The following is an 18,268-nucleotide window of genomic DNA, read 5'->3' as shown; positions in this document are numbered from 1 at the left end:
GCCGTTGTTACCGCCGCCAGGATCACCGCCGCCGTTGTTACCGCCGCCAGGATCACCGCCGCCGTTATTACCGCCGCCAGGATCACCGCCGCCGTTGTTGCCGCCGCCAGGATCACCGCCGCCGTTGTTGCCGCCGCCAGGATCACCGCCGCCGTTATTGCCGCCGTCGTCAATCGCAAGCGTATGCCGCGCATAAATATCGAACCGGTCGAACGCAGGCGCGTATTGGCGCGGAACCGCTGTGTAAGGAGTGAAGCCTTGCGCCCCGGTTCCTCCATAAGGATTGGAGCCGCCGTCATACGTATTATTGTTGGAGAAACGGATGCTGTTGGTGCCTGCTTTCAGTTCAACATCAAAGGTCTGTGTGGCGAACTGCTGCCATGAGATGGTGTTCTTGAAGTAGACTGTCTGCGGCTCGCCGCCGTTGACGCTTACTTGCGCATAGCGTTCAACAACGTCATTGTTGTAGGCATGTGTCCCCGCACTTTCACCGTTCGCGTAGGTAACGACCAGTTTATAAGTGCCTGCTTTGGACACCGTGATGTCCTTAAGCTCCAGATACCGCTCTGCTCCGTCGAAGGAGGTAATGCCGTTCACATATTTGCCGCCGGAAGCGTATTTGGCAAAGGCATCCTCACGGATGAGCGGCAGCTCGGAGCCGGCCGGAGTACCTACGACCGTTGCCGCCTCTGCCTCAACGGAATATACAGAAGTCTGGCTGACGAAGGCTGCGTTAATATAATCGAGACTAAGCGCAGCGCTGGAACGTACATCAACCAGGTTAATGCCTGTGCGTAAGAAGGTTGGGACTGTAGCGGTCTGCCATTGTCCTCCAGTATCCGTAACAGGCAGATCCACGAGCGGCTTGCGGTCATGTTGAATTTGCATTTTGCCCGCGCCAGATGCGGCATAGCGGATCTGCAGATCATACATGCCGTCTTGCAGCACACTTACCACAAAGCGGGTATTGGCGTCCTGGCTGCTGCCGTAACCGGTCACATATCCGGCGCCCTCGAAGCCTTCAAGGCTGCTCTCTCTCGACAACCCCAGCGCAGGGTCGTAGTCGGCGAATTCAGCCTGCACACGGTAGTTGGGGTGTGCGCCCGGTAAGCCGCTATACGTTAGTTCGATTGCGTCAAGGGTGGATTCGCCCTGGCCTGCTTCTCCCGTATCCGGGTTGTATTTGCTGATGCCGATGGAATGCGTTCCTTGCGTCAGATCGGCAAAGATCGTATTGCCTCCCAGCAGCTGCATGTTGTAATCCGCACGCAGAACCACCTTCGTTGCCGGCTGATCGTCAATCTTGATGAACCATTCGGAATTGATGCGCTGATTCGCATCTCCGGTATTGGACTGATTGCGCAGGGTGGAGGTTGCGCCGCTGCCGCCAATCAGATCCAGACGGTAGCTCCCGTCTGCCGGAACCGTAACATCGGTCCACTTCACCAGGCTGTCCGCAGCCTTGATGCCTTGGACGTACTGGCCGTTCGAGGCGGAGCGTCCGGTACTCTTGCGCGGATAGTGATCCGTCAGGGTCACATTGGTCCGCACCTGCGCATTCTCAGCCTCGAAGCGCTTATAGAAAGTCTCCTTCGGGGCATGATCTACAGCCGGAGTAATGACTGCATAATACGCCGAGGTGTAATCGTTCAGGTTGACATCCAGTGTGACCGAGCCGTTCTTGACGGGATAATCACGGTCCAGGATCTGGGTAGGCTCTACGAGAAATCCGGTCAAGCCCGTATATCCAGCATGCCATACGGTGATATGCACCGCTTCTGCTTCTGTGAGGAAGGAGGGGCTGTCCCCATTGCCGGTCACGTTATTGAACACGATCTGGCCGTCTCCTTGTGTGCCTCCGAACGCGATACTGACCTGCTTTTTGTTGTCCTGAATGGAGCTTAGCCCGTACAAGCCGGGGCCGAAGGCATCATTCTCATGTCTGGCGTTGATGACCTCAATCTTGGCCATGTCGCCGCCCATCATATCGGCATACCACTTGTAGAGCCACCATGCCCCGTTAGGCTCGTTCTGCCCGGCGAGCAGGGACCCGTAGGAGTTGGCCGTGTTCCAATACGGCAGCATGCTGTTCATTTTCAGCTCATCATAACGTGCGATGTAATGAATCAGCGAGCCGCCTACGGCAATCTCCGAGGTAGCGGCATACTCGTTGATGTCCACCTTGATCGGGAAGGGAACCGTCCGGTCCGGGTACAGCTCTTTATAGCGCTGCACGGACCCCGCTTCCACCGTCCGGAAGGTGGCTACGTTCGAGGGAGCCTGGTTGAAGGCTTTGTCCCACAGCATATGCCAGCTGATAATGTCCGGAAGACAGTCATTCTCTACGCAGTAGGGAATGAAATCCTCGAATACCTTGGCTCCGTACTGGGTTAGATTCACACCTGAAATGACTGCGCCGGGGTCAATCTCTTTGATTTTCTTCGTTACCGCCAGCCAGTCGCTGTTGAATACGGATCTTGAGTTCTTGCCTGTCTGGTTATCCGCCAGCAGCTGGGGATAACGGGTATTGTTCTGCTCAGGCTCATTGAACGGGATATAGATGAATCTGGCATCCGCATCCCGCCCCGGATTCGCGGCCTCCCATTGCTGCTTGTAGGCCTTGACAGCTGTTGTAATCGGAATGACGGCTTCCTGAATATATTCGTCAGCCGTTCTGGACGGATAGTACCAATGCTGATAATAATCCTGCATGACGATATTGACAGCTTCCCCGCCGGCCTCGAAGAAGTAGTCCGACACCCGCAGCGCGTCGCCGGTCGGATGCTGGATGCCGTTCGGCGGCTTCTGGGAGATATGCGAGGGCTTAATTGGAATCAGTGTATTGATATCCGGCACATTCGGCTCGCTGATCGCATACAGTGCGCCGGAAGAGCCATGGAATACAGGTCCGAGCGAGCGGTCTGCCAGATCGACCGAGATTTTGGCCGGCTTGGCTGAAGTGTTCTCTTCATGCTTCGTCGCCGCATAGAGTGCGCTGACCTGAGTGGCATTTAACTGGACATTATAGATCCGCAGATCGTCGAATTTCCCCTTGATATCTCCATCCGAGGTATAGAGCGATCTGCCGAAATCGTTGAATTTCAGCGCGTTCAGATAATCACGCGAGAAGAAATGCTCCAGAACGGAGGGGATGGTCGCTCCTGATGAGCTTTTGCTCTGATCCAGACCTTTGATGCCAACAGGAACACCGTCCAGGTATACCTCATAGGCCCCGCTGCTGGTCATAGTGACGGTCACCTGCTGCCACTTGCCCTTGGCCGGGTTACGGTTCCACACGATATCGCCTTTGTAGCTGGCAATCTGACTTGGATTCGTGCCGGTATAGATCCGGTTGCTGAACGTGCCGTCCCCGGCGATGATAATGAACTCGGAGTCCTGCCAGCCGCTTACCCCGGCATTGCTCAGCCCCTTCTCGGCAATTGTGGAGGACAGCAGACGGTTATAGGCGTTAGCCGAAGAGTCGATGTTGGCCCAAAAGGAGATGGACAGTTCATCCTTGATCCTGCTGTAGAGCTGATCGGGCAGCTTCAGCCAGGCAGTACCGTTCCCGCCGCCGGGTAAAGAGAGGACGTCTCCGCGCTGGTCGTCATAGACAATGGCAGCTACACCCTTAAGCTCAGCGTGTTCAGTGGCCGCATCGGGGTAGACGCTGTTTACCACCGAGGTGCGGTCAAGCACCTGTCCGGGGCGAAAACTCCATTGGAACAGCGGGGCCGCTTCAGCAGCGGTCTTCATCTGGACTTGCTCAGGGGCAGTCTCCTGAACAGGAGCAACCTCCGGCAGTGCAGCAGCATCCGCCACCGCAGCAGCATCCGGCTCCGCCGGGGAAGCAGGGGTTTCATCGGAATCAGGTGCCGTAACCGGAGTGGTTACTAACTCCGAATCAGTCACCCATACAGAATCTTCCACAGGAACCGGGTCTGCGGCCGGAGCTGTGGAAGCGCTTGCCAAATTGGAGGGCAGGAGAGTCAGAATTGCCAGTATAGATATCAGTGAACGCTTAAGATATAGCCTCAATAGATACTCACCTCTTTTGTTTTTTGGGGATACCTGTCCTAATAGAACGGTCTGCGCACTTGAAACAATTCTCTATTCACTAACACTTATCTCCGCATAGGCACCGCAACCTCCCTGTCATGGCTGTTCGCTTCACCGAGAATGTTAAGTGAATGACCCTTACTATAAAATCAAGCTTTTTTACTGTTTTTGTTCCTTTCTTTACGTCTCTGGGTTACTGCCTGGAGCGGGCAGACAGGGAAGCTGAGGCGGGAGCCGTAGAATCCTGCCAGCCCTTTCCCTGTAATCCCCCTACATGTAAAAAAGGGAACGAAAAGAGTAAAAAAAAGACATGCAGAGCAGGGTGGCGGGAAAGCAGCCGGGAGTCTATCATTAAAGGTATTCTACAAAGGTATTCCACCAACTCTGCCGCCGGAGGTTATGACTTGAAAGCTCCCTTCACCTTGAAGCCCAGCCGCCGTTTTGTGAGCGTGAAGAACAAGATGCTGTTCTTTTTCCTGCTGGCCATTCTGATTCCGGTTGTGATTCTGTTCGCTAACTCCTATATCTCCTCCCAGCAGATGCTTGAACGTAAATATACGGACCTGCTGGCCGATGTGACGAGACAGTCGAATATCCGCATCGAGGAATTCCTGGAGGACACGAAGCAGATTTCGCTCATCGCAAGCTACGGGATTAACAGCTACATCTCAGCGGTCTCGCAGGAGAACTACCCGGTACAGAACTATCTGCACGACAGCTCCGTGACGAACGAACTGCAGGCCACGCAATTGCTGATGAATTACATCACTATGAAGGACCGCGCCATCTCTATCTATGTCTACAATCTGGTGAATGGCAGCGACCTCTATGTGGCCCCGAACAAACCTGTCGATTATACCTACAACCCCCGCAAGGAGGACTGGTTCACCGAATTCCTGCGTTCTGACGATATTACGCGCGATTTGCCGACCCGGCTGGACCTGCAGACCAAGGCGGACAGCAATTGGACGATCTATAATCTGCGCAAAATCTTCGATATGGAGAACGGCAAGCTGATCGGCGTAATGGCGGTAAGTGTAGACATAGATTTCATCAACCGGCTGAACAAGCGGATGGAGGCAGGCAACCGTTCGGCCTTCACCGTTACCGATGACAGCGGCATAATTATATTCAACAACAATTATAACCTGATCGGCAAGCCGTTCAGGACACTTTTCCCGGTCCGTGAGGAAGAACTTGCCGCAGGTTCAGGCAGGCAGATTGTCCGTGTATCCGGCAAGGACTATATTCTGATCCAGTCGCCATTTGAGGAACATAACTGGAAGACTTATATGTATATGCCCGTGGAAGAGCTCGCGGTGGAAGGTGATATCCTGAAGCGGAATCTGTGGACGATTGCTGTCGTGCTTATCCTGTTCGCCCTGGCCAGCTCGGTGTACATGTCGAATCTGATCACCCGGCCGATCAAGCAGCTGATCCGCAATATGACGCTGGTGGAGCAAGGGAAATTCGATAATCTCCCGGCGGTCCGCTCGAATGATGAGATCGGTGTCATGGCCAGCCGGTTCGAGCAGATGTCCGCTGAACTCAAGCAGCTGGTGGAGCGGATCTACGTGGAGCAGGAGCAGAAGGTCGAGGCTGAAATTCGCGCGTTGCAGGCCCAGATCAGTCCGCATTTCCTGTACAATACGCTGAATTCAGTCAAATGGATCGCCACCATGCAGCAGTCGGAGAAAATTGTTGAGATGACCGGAGCGCTGATCTCCATGCTCCGTTATACTGCCAAGACGGACAACCGGCTGGTGCCGATCCGTGAGGAGCTGGAGCACATCGGCCATTATATAATCATTCAGAAGGTGCGATATTTCAACCGGATCGAGTTCCATTCGGAAGTGGAGGAGACGCTTGCGGAGCAGGAGATTCCGAAGCTGAGCATCCAGCCGCTGGTCGAGAATGCGATCTTCCACGGAATTGCCGACCAGGAGGACGGGCTGCTGTCTATCGAGGTCAGGCGGGCCGGGAATGCTGAACTCACCATTACAGTCAGAGACAACGGTGCGGGCATGAGCGCTGAGGCGGCAGCGAAGCTGCGCAGCAGGCTGGGCGGTGCAGAGGACAGCGGCGGCATCGGCGTTATCAATGTGCATCAGCGGGTACGCCGGTTATACGGCGAGCCGTACGGGGTATCGTTCGAGAGCAGTCCGGGGCAAGGTGCAGTATTCGTAATCACAATTCCCATTCGGGACAGGAAGGGGGCCTATTGAGTATGTTAGGTGTGCTTATCGTGGATGACGAGCTGCTAATGCGTATCGGCCTGAAATCGATTATTCAATGGGAAGATGAGGGATTTACGATTCTGGGGGAGGCCGCAAACGGGCGCGAAGCGCTGGAACTGGCCGGGACGCACCGGCCGGATCTGATTATTACGGATATCAAAATGCCGGTGATGGACGGTCTGGAGCTGATCCGGGAGGCCCGGCGGCTGGACATCGGCGGGCAATTCGTCATCCTTAGCTGTCTGGAGGAATTCCAGTATGCCCAGGAGGCGCTCAGGCTCGGGGCGGCGGACTATCTGATCAAGAGCGATATGAAGCCGCAAGAGCTGGTGCATGTGCTGGAGACGGTTAAGAAGCGGGCGGTCCGCCTCTCCGCAGGCAGCTCCTCCGGAATGCCGCCCGGCTCCTACAAGGAGAGCATCGGGTATTTGAAGGAGACGCTCTTTAAGGAGCTGATCAGCGGCTTCAAGGCCGCCGGGGATGTGCGGGTTAACCGCGAATCTCTGCGCATCCGCCTGGCGGATGAGCCGATGGTGCTCCTGAAGCTGCGGATTAACCATTTTGAACAGCATAGACGCAAGTATGTGGAGCAGGATGAGAAGCTGCTGCGTTATTCAGTCACCAATATTCTTGAAGAGATTCTTCCGCGCAAGCGGGCGAAGGAGATCATTGTGATGAACTCTGCGGAATATGTGCTGCTGCTGGACCTCGGGCCGGAGGGGCGCATTGTCCGCGCGGAGATTGAACGCGCGGCCGCCAAGATTCAGGCGGCTATGAAGGATTTCCTGAAGCTGACGCTGTCCATCGGCGTCAGCGGTCCGGCTCCCGGCTTTGGCGGCCTGAAGCAGGCCTATCAGGAGGCGGACATGGCGCTTGACGAGCTGTTCTTCGCCAGCGGGAGCGGCCTGTCTTTCTATGATAAGGCCAGGAGCCGTCAGAGAAGGGGGGAGCGGCTGTTCATCGACAAGCCTTGCATGCGGAAGTTCAGGCAGGATACCGAGAGCGGAAGCGAAGGGGCGCTTGCCTTCCTGAACAGCCTGAAGGATACTATGCTGCTGGAGGGCTGCACGAAGCAGGCGGCGCGTTCGACCTACATACGGATGCTTGGCGCCATTCTGTCCTGCTTCCCGGCGCTTCCCGAGCCGAATGAAGCCGGGCTTACGGTGTACGAGAGCATTCTCCATGAAGAGAGTCTGGAGGGGCTGCACCAGACCGTCGCCGGTTATCTGGAGCAGTGCAGGGCGCAGATGTCGGAAGGCGAATCCTCCCGGAGCTATGCAGAGCAAGCGAGTGAACTCATCATGCAGCTGTATGCGGAGGATATCTCCCTGCAATCTGTAGCGGACCGGATCAACGTGAACGCCTCCTATCTCAGCAGGGTATTCAAGCAGGAGACCGGCGAGAACTTCGTCAGCTTCCTGACCCGGCTGCGCATGGAGAAGGCCAAGAGCCTGCTCAGGGACAGGAACATCAAGGTCTATGAGGTTGCTGAGCGTGTGGGTTATCCGAACACCGCGTACTTCAGCAAGCTGTTCAAGAAGCTGAGCGGGATGAGTCCCGAGGAATACCGGGGCTAGAAAAGTATTAGATTTAATTCAGTAAATAGGGTAAATCCCGCAGGTTCCGAAAAACGGAACTGCACTGGCCGGATGATTTGCTCCTAACGGACCTGAGAGACCCTATTCCCAGCAAAACGCCACCTTTTGCGGATTAACGGACCGAGGATCCCTTATCGTCTCTCTACGAGAGGTTTAGGAGTAGAGATTTCAAGAATAAGCTCCATGAGGTCCGTTACTTGCCCAAGTGGTAATGTTAAACCAGATTAAGCGCGCCTCAGTCCGTTACGCCGAGCTATTACGCCTTTAATGGACAACTCCCGTCTTCATCTGGGAATGGCACCTGAAGGGGCGCTCCACTCCTCTAGTCATTCAGGCAGGATAGTGGCCCATCCACCAGTATAAATCTGACGCTGTACTAGAACGGCAATTGTCAAAAAAAGAACAGAGTCTGTAAAAGAAGTGCATCCGCTGCGGGTGCACTTTTTGCCGCTTCCGGGGATTGGTCAAAAAAAGGAAATGTTCCGTAAAAAACAGCCATTTCGATACCTGCCCCCTTCACCTACTATTGGAAGTGCAGCAGATGCAGCACATCCTAAATGGAAGTTGGGGGTAATTCTAGTGAAGAAAAAAAGCTTAGCAACCGTATTGTCCATCCTGCTTGCAGCGGCCACCTTGACCGCTTGCGGCAGTGGCAACGGCAACGGCAACAGCAATACATCGGCTTCACCACCGGCAGAGGCAACGGATGCCGCAGCGGCCACCCAGGCGGCAAGCGGAGAGAAGGTCCAGCTGACCTACGCGATCTGGGATTCCAATCAGGAGAAGGGGCTGCGGACCATTGCCGATGAATTCGAGAGCAAGAACCCGGACATCAAGGTCGATATCGAGGTGACCGGCTGGTCCGATTATTGGACGATGCTTGAAGCGGGAGCCACCGGCGGCTCGCTGCCGGATGTCTTCTGGATGCATTCCAATGAGATCTACCGCTATGCGAATAACGGCATGCTGCTTGACCTGACAGACCGCATCAGTAAGAGCGAGGACGTCAAGCTGGAGAATTACCCGGAAGGACTGAACCAGATCTATAATCTGGGGGGCAAGCAATATGCGGTTCCGAAGGATTTCGACACCATCGGGCTGTGGTACAACAAGACGCTGTTTGACCAGGCGGGTGTGAAATACCCGGATGAGAACTGGACCTGGGATGATCTTCACAGCGCCGCGAAAGCGCTCACGAAGGATGGGGTATACGGCTTCCTCGCGCCGATGCACAACCAGGAGGGGTATTACAACTTCGTCTATCAGAATGGCGGCACCATTATTACAGCGGACAAGAAGTCAGGCTATGACGATCCGAAGACGATCGAAGCGCTGGATTTCTATATAAGCTTCGTACGTGACGGGCTGTCGCCGGAGGTGTACGGAGATGCCGAGCGTGCCGATCTGCTGAAGAACGGCAAGGCGGCGATGGGCCTGTTCGGTTCATGGAACCTGAGCGGGTTCACAGAGAACGAATTCATGGCGAAGAATTTCGATGTGGCCGTCCTGCCCAAGAAGGCTGCGCAGGCCTCCATCTACAATGGTCTGGGCAATGCGATTGACGCCAAGACGAAGCATCCGGAGGAAGCGTGGAAGTTCGTGGAATACTTAAGCTCCAAGACCGGCCAGGAGCGCCAGGCGGAGCTGGGCGTTGCCATCTCGGCGTACAAAGGTGCAGCTGACAAGTGGGTGGATTCGAACAAGACCTTCAACATCAAGGCATTCGTTGACATGGTCAGCTATGGCGTAATTCGTCCGTATTCCAATACAACGGCTGTCTGGGAAGACAAGGCTTATGAAGCGCTGAAGCCGGCGTTCTCCGGCAAGGTGTCCGTAGAGGAAGCAGCCCGTAATGCAGCGAAGGTGATGAATGAGAGTCTGGCGGAAGAGAAATAAGCAAGAGTCATATGCCTGCGGCAGCCTCAGGGCTGCCGCAAGTTTGATAGGAGAGGGAAGCAGATGAATCATACCGTCAAGAGGAAAATTGGAGCCAAAACCTGGAATGAATGGTCCTGGGGCTGGTTCCTGATTGCGCCAACGATGATCGGCCTTATCGTCCTCAACTTCATTCCAATAGTGCAGACCGCTTACCTTAGCTTCTTCAAGAGCGGAGATTTCGGCAGAGGCAATATTTACATCGGATGGGAGAATTACCGCAAGCTGATTCATGATCCCCAGGTATGGCATGCTGTCAGCAATACACTGCTCTACACCTTGCTGGTCGTTCCTGTCAGCATTGCCATCGCGATGCTGGTTGCCGTCCTGCTGAACGGTAAGCTCGCGGGCCGCTCGCTGTACCGCACGATCTATTTCATTCCGATGGTCGCCGCTCCTGCGGCAGTGACCATGGTATGGCGCTGGATGTATAACCAGCACTACGGCCTCATTAATTACGGGCTGTCCAAGCTGGGCCTTCCGGCCGTCAACTGGACGACGGACCCGAGGGTAGCGATCTTATCCATCGCGGTGATCGGAATCTGGAGTGTCATCGGCTATAATATGGTGCTGCTGCTCGCCGGTCTGCAGGAGATCCCGAAGGACTACTACGAGGCTTCGGATATCGACGGAGCCAGCCGGGTACGCCAATTTTTCGTGATTACCCTGCCGCTTGTAACGCCAACCCTGTTCTTTGTTGTGGTGACCACGATTATCCAGGCCATGCAAGTGTTCGATGTCATCTATATGATGATCGATGTGAGTAACCCGGCCTATGACCATACAGTATCGCTTGTGTATCTCTTCTATAATAACTCGTTCAAGTACTCGAACAAGGGTTATGGCTCAGCGATTGTAATGGTGTTGCTCGCGCTGATCATGATCATCACCTTCTTCCAGATGCGAGCGCAAAAAAAATGGGTCAACTACATGTAGGAGGCGGCATTATGGCCAAACATAAACAACTTAACCGTATCTTAGCCCACCTTGTGCTGCTCCTGGGAGCAGCCGCGATGATTCTTCCGTTCGTCTGGATGGTGCTGACCTCGTTCAAGTCGGTTACGGAGTCCACCTCGATGAATCCGTTTATCTTTTTCCCCAAGACCTGGAGGGCGGAGAATTATCTGGAGGTATGGCGGCAGAATAACTTCCTGATCCTGTACTGGAATACGTTTGCGATGATGGCTCTAAGGGTGCTGTGCGCGGTGATGTTCAGCGCGATGGCGGCGTATGCTTTTGCCAGACTAAGATTTCCGGGGCGTGACTTCTGCTTCAGTCTGGTGCTGTTCCAGATGATGGTGCCGACCCAGATCTTCATCATCCCGCAATATCTGATGGTCGATGCGCTGGGGATGCGCAATACGATCTTTGCCTTGCTGTTTCCAGGGCTGGTCAGTGCCTTCGGCACCTTCTTATTGAGACAATTCTTCATGGGCCTGCCTAAGGAGCTGGAGGAGGCGGCGAAGATCGACGGCTGCAATATCGGCCAGACCTTCGCCAGAATCATGCTCCCGCTGGTCCGCTCCGGTCTGGTGGCCCTCGGGATATTCACGGCCCTCTTCTCCTTCAAGGACCTGATGTGGCCGATGATCGTCAACACAAGCTCGGACGCGGCAACCCTCTCCTCGGCCCTGGCTAAGATTCAAAGCGCCTTCGCCGTGGACTACCCGGAGCTGATGGCGGCTTCCGTGCTGGCCATTTGGCCGATGCTGCTCATCTACATCCTGTTCCAGCGACAATTTATCGAAGGGATTGCAACTTCAGGGGGGAAGCTCTGATTGTCCGTTGACTGCAATCTATGGAATCGGTCAGAATATAACGATAGGGCAAGAACGTTACAGAAGCGAACGGAGAATAGATTAAGGAAGGGGAAGCGTCATGAAGAAGTGGAGACCCGGTATCGGGGGCAGCATTGTTCTGCTTCTGCTGCTGTTCATGATTGGCGGCTGTGATACCCGGAGCAGTACAGACGCTTCCCTGCTGTCTGGCGGAGGCGGAGCGGCAGACACCCGCGAACCCGTCATCCTCCGGTACTCCAGCTATCTGCTGGATACGGCGCAAGCAGGCAAAGTGTATTTTGATGCGATTGCCGAATTCGAGAAGCTGTATCCCCATATCCGGATCGATGCAGATTTCATCCAGAACAATAATTATACGGCGGGGATTAAGATCAGGCTGCTTGGCGGTGAGCCGATGGATGTATTCGATACGTGGTCGCCCAGCCTGTTCGAGGAATTCCGTGCTCTGCGGAGCGATATGTACCTGGACCTGACCGGAGCCGATTTTCTCAAGGAATTCTATCCGAACTCCCTGCTGCCGGTTACGGTGGGCGGCCGGGTATACGGAGCGCCGGAGGTCATGCACAGTGACGGGCTGCTCTACAACAAAACCTTGTTCGACTCTCTCGGGCTGGAGGTTCCGCGCACCTGGGACGAGTTCCTTGCGCTCTGCGTGAAGCTGAAGCAGGAAGGGCTTATTCCGGTGGCAATGGATGCGGAGTGGTCCACAGCCCAGTTCTTCTGGGGGTCTATCATGTCGGATAACGGGGCGGATGCCGCCTGGACAAAGAAGCTGGAGAGCGGGGAGATCCGGACCCATGATCCGGTGTTCGTGGATGCCATCCAGAAGCACCGGGAGATTATCGACCGGGGGTTCGTGCCGCCGAACTGGAAGAGCCTGAAGCATGAGCAGGCCAAGGATCTGGTCGGCACAGGCCAGGCGGCCATGATTATTACCGGAACCTGGGACATCCCCAGCATCAAGGAGCGGAATCCGGCTCAGGATATCCGCTTCATGATGGTGCCGGGCAGTGTGCGGACGGTGCCGAATATCAATGTCGGCACGTACCGGGTGATCAGCTCGCGGACGGAGCATCCCGAGGAGGCCAAGCAGTTCGTGGCGTTCATGAACGGCAGGGCTACGCAGGAGAAGCTGGCCGCAGGCGCTTTGGCAGTGCCTTCGGTCATCTCGGCCCCGACGGACCGGAGCGATTCGGTCTCGTCCATTGCCGCTGCGGTAACGCGCGAGGACGCCACGCTCTATTGGCCGCATACGGTATCGACCGAGTCGCTTCAGGTGAAGATTCTGGAGGGCGTCAACCAGTATCTTGCCGGACAGCCCTTGGAGACCGCACTGGCCAATATCCAGCAGGCGATTGATGAGGCTGCGGCCAAGCGGCGGAAATCTGAGTGACCTGAGCAGGAGATGGGAGATGCCTCTAGAATATAGTCAGGGAGGCAGTTGAATATATAGACTGAAAGGGTAGGACACAATGGTTAAATACAGAACGGCAGCTCCGCACGAACGCGAGGAATACATAGATTTGGCCAACCTTGCCTTCCGCTTTGATTTTGAGGTCCTGATGCCCAAGGCTTATGACACAAGTGTAGATTCTTCCGCCATGCATAAGGTTGCGGTGGACGAGCAGGGCAGGCTGCGTGCGCTGGTGGCTGTTTTTCCAGAGTCACTGACGGTATGTGATCATACGCTGCGCACCGGCTATCTGGGTACGGTATCTGTTCATCCGCGTGCTCGAGGCGAAGGGCATATGAGAGCGCTTATGAACCTGTGGCTTGAAGAGCTGCGGGGTACCTGTGATATGGTTGTATTATATGGACAGCGGCAGAGATATGAGTATTTCGGCTTCACGCTTGGCGGTGTCAAGTTCAAATATACCGTGGCAGAGGCCAATGTGCGCCATGGCTTAAGAGGGGTGAATGACACCGGAATAACCTTCAGTCCGTTGTTTGAGGTTGAAGGAGGAGCAGAATTTGCGCATAACCTGAACACCTCGCGGCTTGCTTATGTTGAACGCAGCTTAGAGCAACTGCCGCTGATTTTCGGTACACTCTGTCAAAAGGCACTTGGCGTTCTGGATCAGGGCAAGCTGATCGGGTATGTGGTTGTCAACGAAGCGGGCGATGATATAGCTGAATTCGCGCTGGAGAAAGCGGATGATATTCAGCGTACGATTAAGGCTTACATGGCCTACAGCAGAGCCGGGCGAATAACGTTGCATGCGCCGGAATATGACCTGCCGCTGAACACAGCGCTTGGCAGCATTGCCGAAGACTTCGTAATCGAGAATTCGGATATGTATCATATTCTGGATTTCGCCAATGTCCTGAAGGCTTACCTTACGCTGAAGTTCAAGACCACAGGCATTATCCCGGGAGAATTCTCTGCAGTAATGGACGGACAGCCGGTGACGGCGCGGGTGGACGAAGAGGGCGTGAGCGTCGAGCGGTCTGCCATGCCGGATGCAGTTGTCCTCAGCAAGCAGCAGGCTCAGACGCTTCTGCTTACCCAGCATGGCCGATATATGGCAGTGGAGGCACCCGCAGGCTGGTTCCCGCTGCCCCTGTTCTGGTACAAGATTGATAAATACTGAGTAATCATAGTTCTGGATAATCCTAAATAAGACAATGGACAAGCCGGGAGCGGACCCTTAGAGTCTGCTTCCGGCTTATTGTTATATACAAAACTAGTGCAGCATCAGATTTAAACTGGTGGATGGGGCGCTTGATGCCTGAAGGACTACAGGAGTGGAGCCACCCCTTCAGATGCTATTCCCAGACGAAGACGGGAGTTGTCCCTTAGTGGCGTTTGCCCGGCATAACGGACTGAGGCGCGCTTATTCTGGATGAAAGTCACCACCTGGGCAAAGGAACGGACCCCATGGACCTTATTTTTGGAATTTCTACTCTAAACATCTTGTAGAGAGACGATAAGGGCTACTCAGTCCGTTAACCCGCAAAAAGTGGCGTTTTCCTGGGAATAGGGTCTCTCAGGTCCGTTAGGAGCAAACTCGAACGGCCGGTGTAGTTTCGTTTTACGGAACCTCCGGGATCTGACCTATTCACAGAATTAAATCTGATGCTGTACTAGATGGACTTCCGGAATTCCGCCGGAGTCATGCCGGAGAAGTTACGGAACAGCTTGATGAAGTAGCTGACGTTGTCATAACCCAGCTGCTCCGCAATTTCAACGATGGTCAGGTTCGTCTGATTGAGGAGGTCACGGGCGTGCTCCATTTTCACCCTGGTTACATACTCAATGAAGGTCAGCCCGGTCTCCAGACGGAATAACCGGCTGAAATGGGTGGGGTTCAGGCCCAGACGCTTCGCCATCTCCTCCATGCCAACCTTCTCGCTGATATGATTCATTACATAACGTTTGGCTTCGGCTATTTCTTTGCGGACATTCTGCTTCCACATGGAGCTTAGCATGAGTATTTTATCCTTCAGGAATTCCTCCAGCCATTCCATGAGCTGCTCCAGCGTTTCGAATTCCTGGATCGAGCGCTGGAGCCGCTCACTGTTGAAGTTGCTGACGAAGTTCTGCATGACGACATATTTCAATTCCAGCTCCATCACCATCTTGAGCAGCCAGCTCTTCACACTCTCCACCGGATATTTCTGGTCCCCGATGTACTGCTTGATCTCCCTGACCTTGGCTGCAAGCTGTGAGCTGTCCTCCTGCTGAATGCAGTCCCTCAGCTGCTGAAGGATCTCCGAATAATGGATGAACAGGTCCTCGCCGCTGGTCTGGACAGGCGCAAGCTTCATAATCGCTCCCTCGGCGGTATAGAAGCGCAGGGCATGGGAATCCAGCAGCGCCTGAATCTGCTTCTTAATGTCGATCAGACTTGTAGTAGCCTCCCCGTAAAAGAAGGAAATTCCCATCCGCAGATGCAGCTTCGCCATTCTCTGGACATGCCGGAAGTGTTCACGGAACTCTTCATAAAGATTGCGGACGAGGATATGCGGCAAAGGAATGAACAGGATGAACTGCCTTTCCGTCAGCGCGAACTGGATAATGCCGTCTATCTCCAGGAATTCCTGCAGCACATTATCCATCACGAACTGCAGGTTCACCACTCCGCCGAACCGCCTCTCCAGCTCATAGGAGCGCTCCGGGACCGCCAGTACAGGCAGATACGGTGTGCCTGTGTGCAGGCTGATGCCCATCGCTTCGGCTTGTCCGTACCACTCGGCTTCATCCCAGACCGGCTGCTCCACGAACATGCGGATGAACCGGGTCCGGATGGCGGCATGGTTCTGGCTGACCAGCTTCTCCATCTGGAGATAGTGGTTACGGGATTTCAATTTCACCTCCAGCCGGGCCACCGCCTCCGTCAATACGGCAATCACCTGATCGATCTGCAGACTCTCCTTCAATATATATTCGGCCACGTTCAGTTTCACAGCCTTCTGGGCATATTCGAATTCCCCGTGGCAGGACAGGATAATCGTCTGCAGCTGAGGGTTCACCTCCCGCGCCTTCTGGATTAGCTCCAGTCCATTCATCGCCGGCATGCCGATATCCGTAAGCAGAATATCCGGCTGATGCAGCTGGCAGGCTTCCCAGGCCTGTCTGCCGTCCGAGCAGCAAGCCGATAGTTCAAGGCCGAGGGTGTCCCAGGGAATCGAAGTGCTTAAATACTCCAACACCGGATAATGATCGTCTGCCAGTACTACTTTATAGGTCATGATTATCTGCTCCTATCCGCTTCACGGGCATGATTAACTGTACGGTGGTGCGTAGCCCGTGAATGCTCTCAATGTTCATCTCGAAGCGCTCCCCGTAGATTAGCTTGAGCCGCTGGTAGACGTTGATTAATCCGATGCCGTGAGCGGACTCTGCCACTGGCGTCCCGTCAGCACTCAGGGCACCTAACTCCGCATCCTTCTGCCTGATGTGCTGAAGCAGGGCTGCGAGCGTATGCTCCTCCATTCCCGTGCCGTTATCCTCGATGGTAATGGTCAGCCTGGACTGAACGAGTCCGATGGTGATGACGACCCGCCCTCCGCTCTGCAAGAACCCGTGCTTGTAAGCATTCTCAATAATGGGCTGCAGGATGAACCGCGGCACCGTCTCCAGCAGCAGCTCTTTGTCCACATGCACTGCATATTCCGTAGGATATCTCATCGTGAACCGCATTAACTCCATATACTGCTTCGTGAAATCAAGCTCACTGGCAATGGAGACGAATTCCTCCCGGCTGGAGAAGCTGGCCCGCAGCATAGCGGAGAGGGAGCCGACGATCGCAGCATTCTCCTCATCCTGCTTCATCAGCAGCTTCAGCCGGATCGAACTAAGTACATTGAATAGAAAATGAGGGTTAATCTGGGCCTGCAGCATTGCAATCTCTGCCTGGCGCTTCAATTCCTGCTCCGTCTCCACCTGCCTGAGCATCAGCTGTACCCGGTCCAGCATGTTATCGAAGGAGTGCCCCAGGCTGCCGATCTCATCGGCTCCCCGGATGCCCGAGCGCACCATGAGATCCCCGTCCTCCACCCGGCGGGCCGCCTTGCCCAGGACAAGCACGGGCTTGGTGAATCTCCGCAGCAGAACCGTCAGCGCGAACAAGAAGCTGACCGCAAATATCGTCTGAATAATCAGGCCGGTCCGGTTAATCCCGTTCAACCTTTCCGTCAGCTGCTCATAGGGAGCGACACTGATGAGTCTCCATCTGGCAAACTTCAGCGGCAGTTCAAGGAGGAGCTGATTCTGCCCCTTGAACTTGACGATGTCAGGGAAGACCAGCTCATCTACAGGCAGCAGTTGATCAAAGCTTGTGCCTATCAGCTCCTGGTTCCGGTTCGACAGAATGTTCTCCTCTTCATCCAGCAGATACACATCCTCTTCCATTGAAGCAAACCGCTCACGGATCGAAGCCTCACTGCGGCTGACAATCAGGTAGGCGTAGGGAGCGGCAGTCGTTTCTTCTCTTAAGGCACGCGCTGTCATGAAGATATACGGCTGCTCAGCCTGCAGGGAGGTCAGGTAATTGTCTTCTGCTCCCATAAATAAGGTGTCATACGGCGGGAGCTGCTCCAGAGTGGAGAACCAGCGCCGCTTCAAAAATTGCCGGGGATCATAATCATAGAAGGAATAATCGGAATAGGCATGTCCTTCCTTATCCAGCAGAGTGATCCTCAGATCGATGGTGTCTCCGGCCACCTGCTCCAGGCGGCTGGTCAGGTTCCGCGCAGCTACGGGATTGGTCTTGGCATCCTCCAGCAGGGTCTTGATCTCCGGATCGAAATGGACGAAGTTCGACACCGAGACCATCTCTTCGAAGATTACATCAATTTGCGACTGGACAATCCTCAGGGACTGCGTGGACTTCTCCAGGGAATGCTCCCGGATAATCAGTTTGGAATAGACATTGGTAATATAGAGCATCCCCAGTGCCGGAATTACGAGGCAGGCAATGGAGGTAAGGATTAGCTTTTGCCGGAAGGAGAGCTGACTGAGCCTGTGCTTTTCTTTCATTAATATCCCTCCAGTAGTAGACCTTCACAGACTTATGGTACTTGATTCTGCGGTTCGGCTCATCCAATAATTTTTTCAATTTAGAAAAAATAATGCTATACAAAGTTTTCGCCACAGATAAATTCGTTGCATGTGCTATGAAATTTGCCCTTCTATAAT

Annotated in this window: 10 protein-coding genes; 7 read left to right on the top strand and 3 right to left on the bottom strand. The window is 54.5% G+C overall.

What is annotated here, in order from left to right; genetic code table 11:
* Nucleotides 1-4,038 (bottom strand): LamG-like jellyroll fold domain-containing protein (locus tag C173_RS25360; protein WP_036729993.1); only part of this gene is annotated, 4,038 nt, incomplete at its 3' end.
* A gap of 425 nt (nucleotides 4,039-4,463) precedes the next feature.
* Here C173_RS25360 and C173_RS25355 point away from each other — a divergent pair.
* The 7 genes from C173_RS25355 to C173_RS25325 all read left to right on the top strand — a co-directional run bounded on the left by C173_RS25355 (nucleotide 4,464) and on the right by C173_RS25325 (nucleotide 14,219).
* Nucleotides 4,464-6,284 carry a sensor histidine kinase gene (locus tag C173_RS25355; protein ID WP_235192014.1) on the top strand — a complete coding sequence of 607 codons (1,821 nt, stop codon included), beginning with the start codon at nucleotides 4,464-4,466 and terminating at the stop codon, nucleotides 6,282-6,284.
* A 2-nt stretch (nucleotides 6,285-6,286) separates the two neighbouring features.
* A complete protein-coding gene (locus C173_RS25350; RefSeq protein ID WP_036729990.1) occupies nucleotides 6,287-7,873 on the top strand; it encodes a response regulator in 1,587 nt (528 codons plus the stop codon).
* Between the two features lie 600 nt (nucleotides 7,874-8,473).
* On the top strand, nucleotides 8,474-9,790 hold the full coding sequence (locus tag C173_RS25345) for an ABC transporter substrate-binding protein (protein WP_036729987.1): 1,317 nt from the start codon (nucleotides 8,474-8,476) through the stop codon (nucleotides 9,788-9,790).
* A 63-nt stretch (nucleotides 9,791-9,853) separates the two neighbouring features.
* Nucleotides 9,854-10,765, top strand: coding sequence for a carbohydrate ABC transporter permease (locus C173_RS25340; protein WP_036729984.1), 912 nt, complete (start codon nucleotides 9,854-9,856; stop codon nucleotides 10,763-10,765).
* 11 nt (nucleotides 10,766-10,776) lie between these two features.
* Nucleotides 10,777-11,607: a carbohydrate ABC transporter permease gene (locus C173_RS25335; protein WP_036729981.1), complete on the top strand. Its 831-nt coding sequence runs from the start codon at nucleotides 10,777-10,779 to the stop codon at nucleotides 11,605-11,607.
* Between the two features lie 100 nt (nucleotides 11,608-11,707).
* Nucleotides 11,708-13,021, top strand: a complete 1,314-nt coding sequence (locus tag C173_RS25330) for an ABC transporter substrate-binding protein (RefSeq protein ID WP_036729978.1) — start codon at nucleotides 11,708-11,710, stop codon at nucleotides 13,019-13,021.
* 79 nt (nucleotides 13,022-13,100) lie between these two features.
* Complete coding sequence (locus C173_RS25325; RefSeq protein ID WP_036729975.1) at nucleotides 13,101-14,219, top strand: GNAT family N-acetyltransferase; 1,119 nt, start codon at nucleotides 13,101-13,103, stop codon at nucleotides 14,217-14,219.
* 493 nt (nucleotides 14,220-14,712) lie between these two features.
* Here the strand turns inward: C173_RS25325 and C173_RS25320 are convergent, their stop codons facing one another.
* Together C173_RS25320 and C173_RS25315 are read right to left on the bottom strand one after the other, a co-directional pair.
* A complete protein-coding gene (locus C173_RS25320) occupies nucleotides 14,713-16,320 on the bottom strand; it encodes a response regulator transcription factor (protein ID WP_036729972.1) in 1,608 nt (535 codons plus the stop codon).
* Nucleotides 16,310-18,109: a sensor histidine kinase gene (locus C173_RS25315; protein ID WP_036729969.1), complete on the bottom strand. Its 1,800-nt coding sequence runs from the start codon at nucleotides 18,107-18,109 to the stop codon at nucleotides 16,310-16,312. The genes C173_RS25320 and C173_RS25315 overlap by 11 nt, the downstream gene beginning before the upstream one ends.
* Nucleotides 18,110-18,268 lie beyond the last annotated feature (159 nt).

The sequence above is a fragment of the Paenibacillus sp. FSL R7-277 genome (assembly GCF_000517965.1).
GTDB classification, from domain to species: Bacteria; Bacillota; Bacilli; order Paenibacillales; family Paenibacillaceae; genus Paenibacillus_AQ; species Paenibacillus_AQ silagei.
This window is presented reverse-complemented; position numbering and strand designations above follow the sequence as displayed.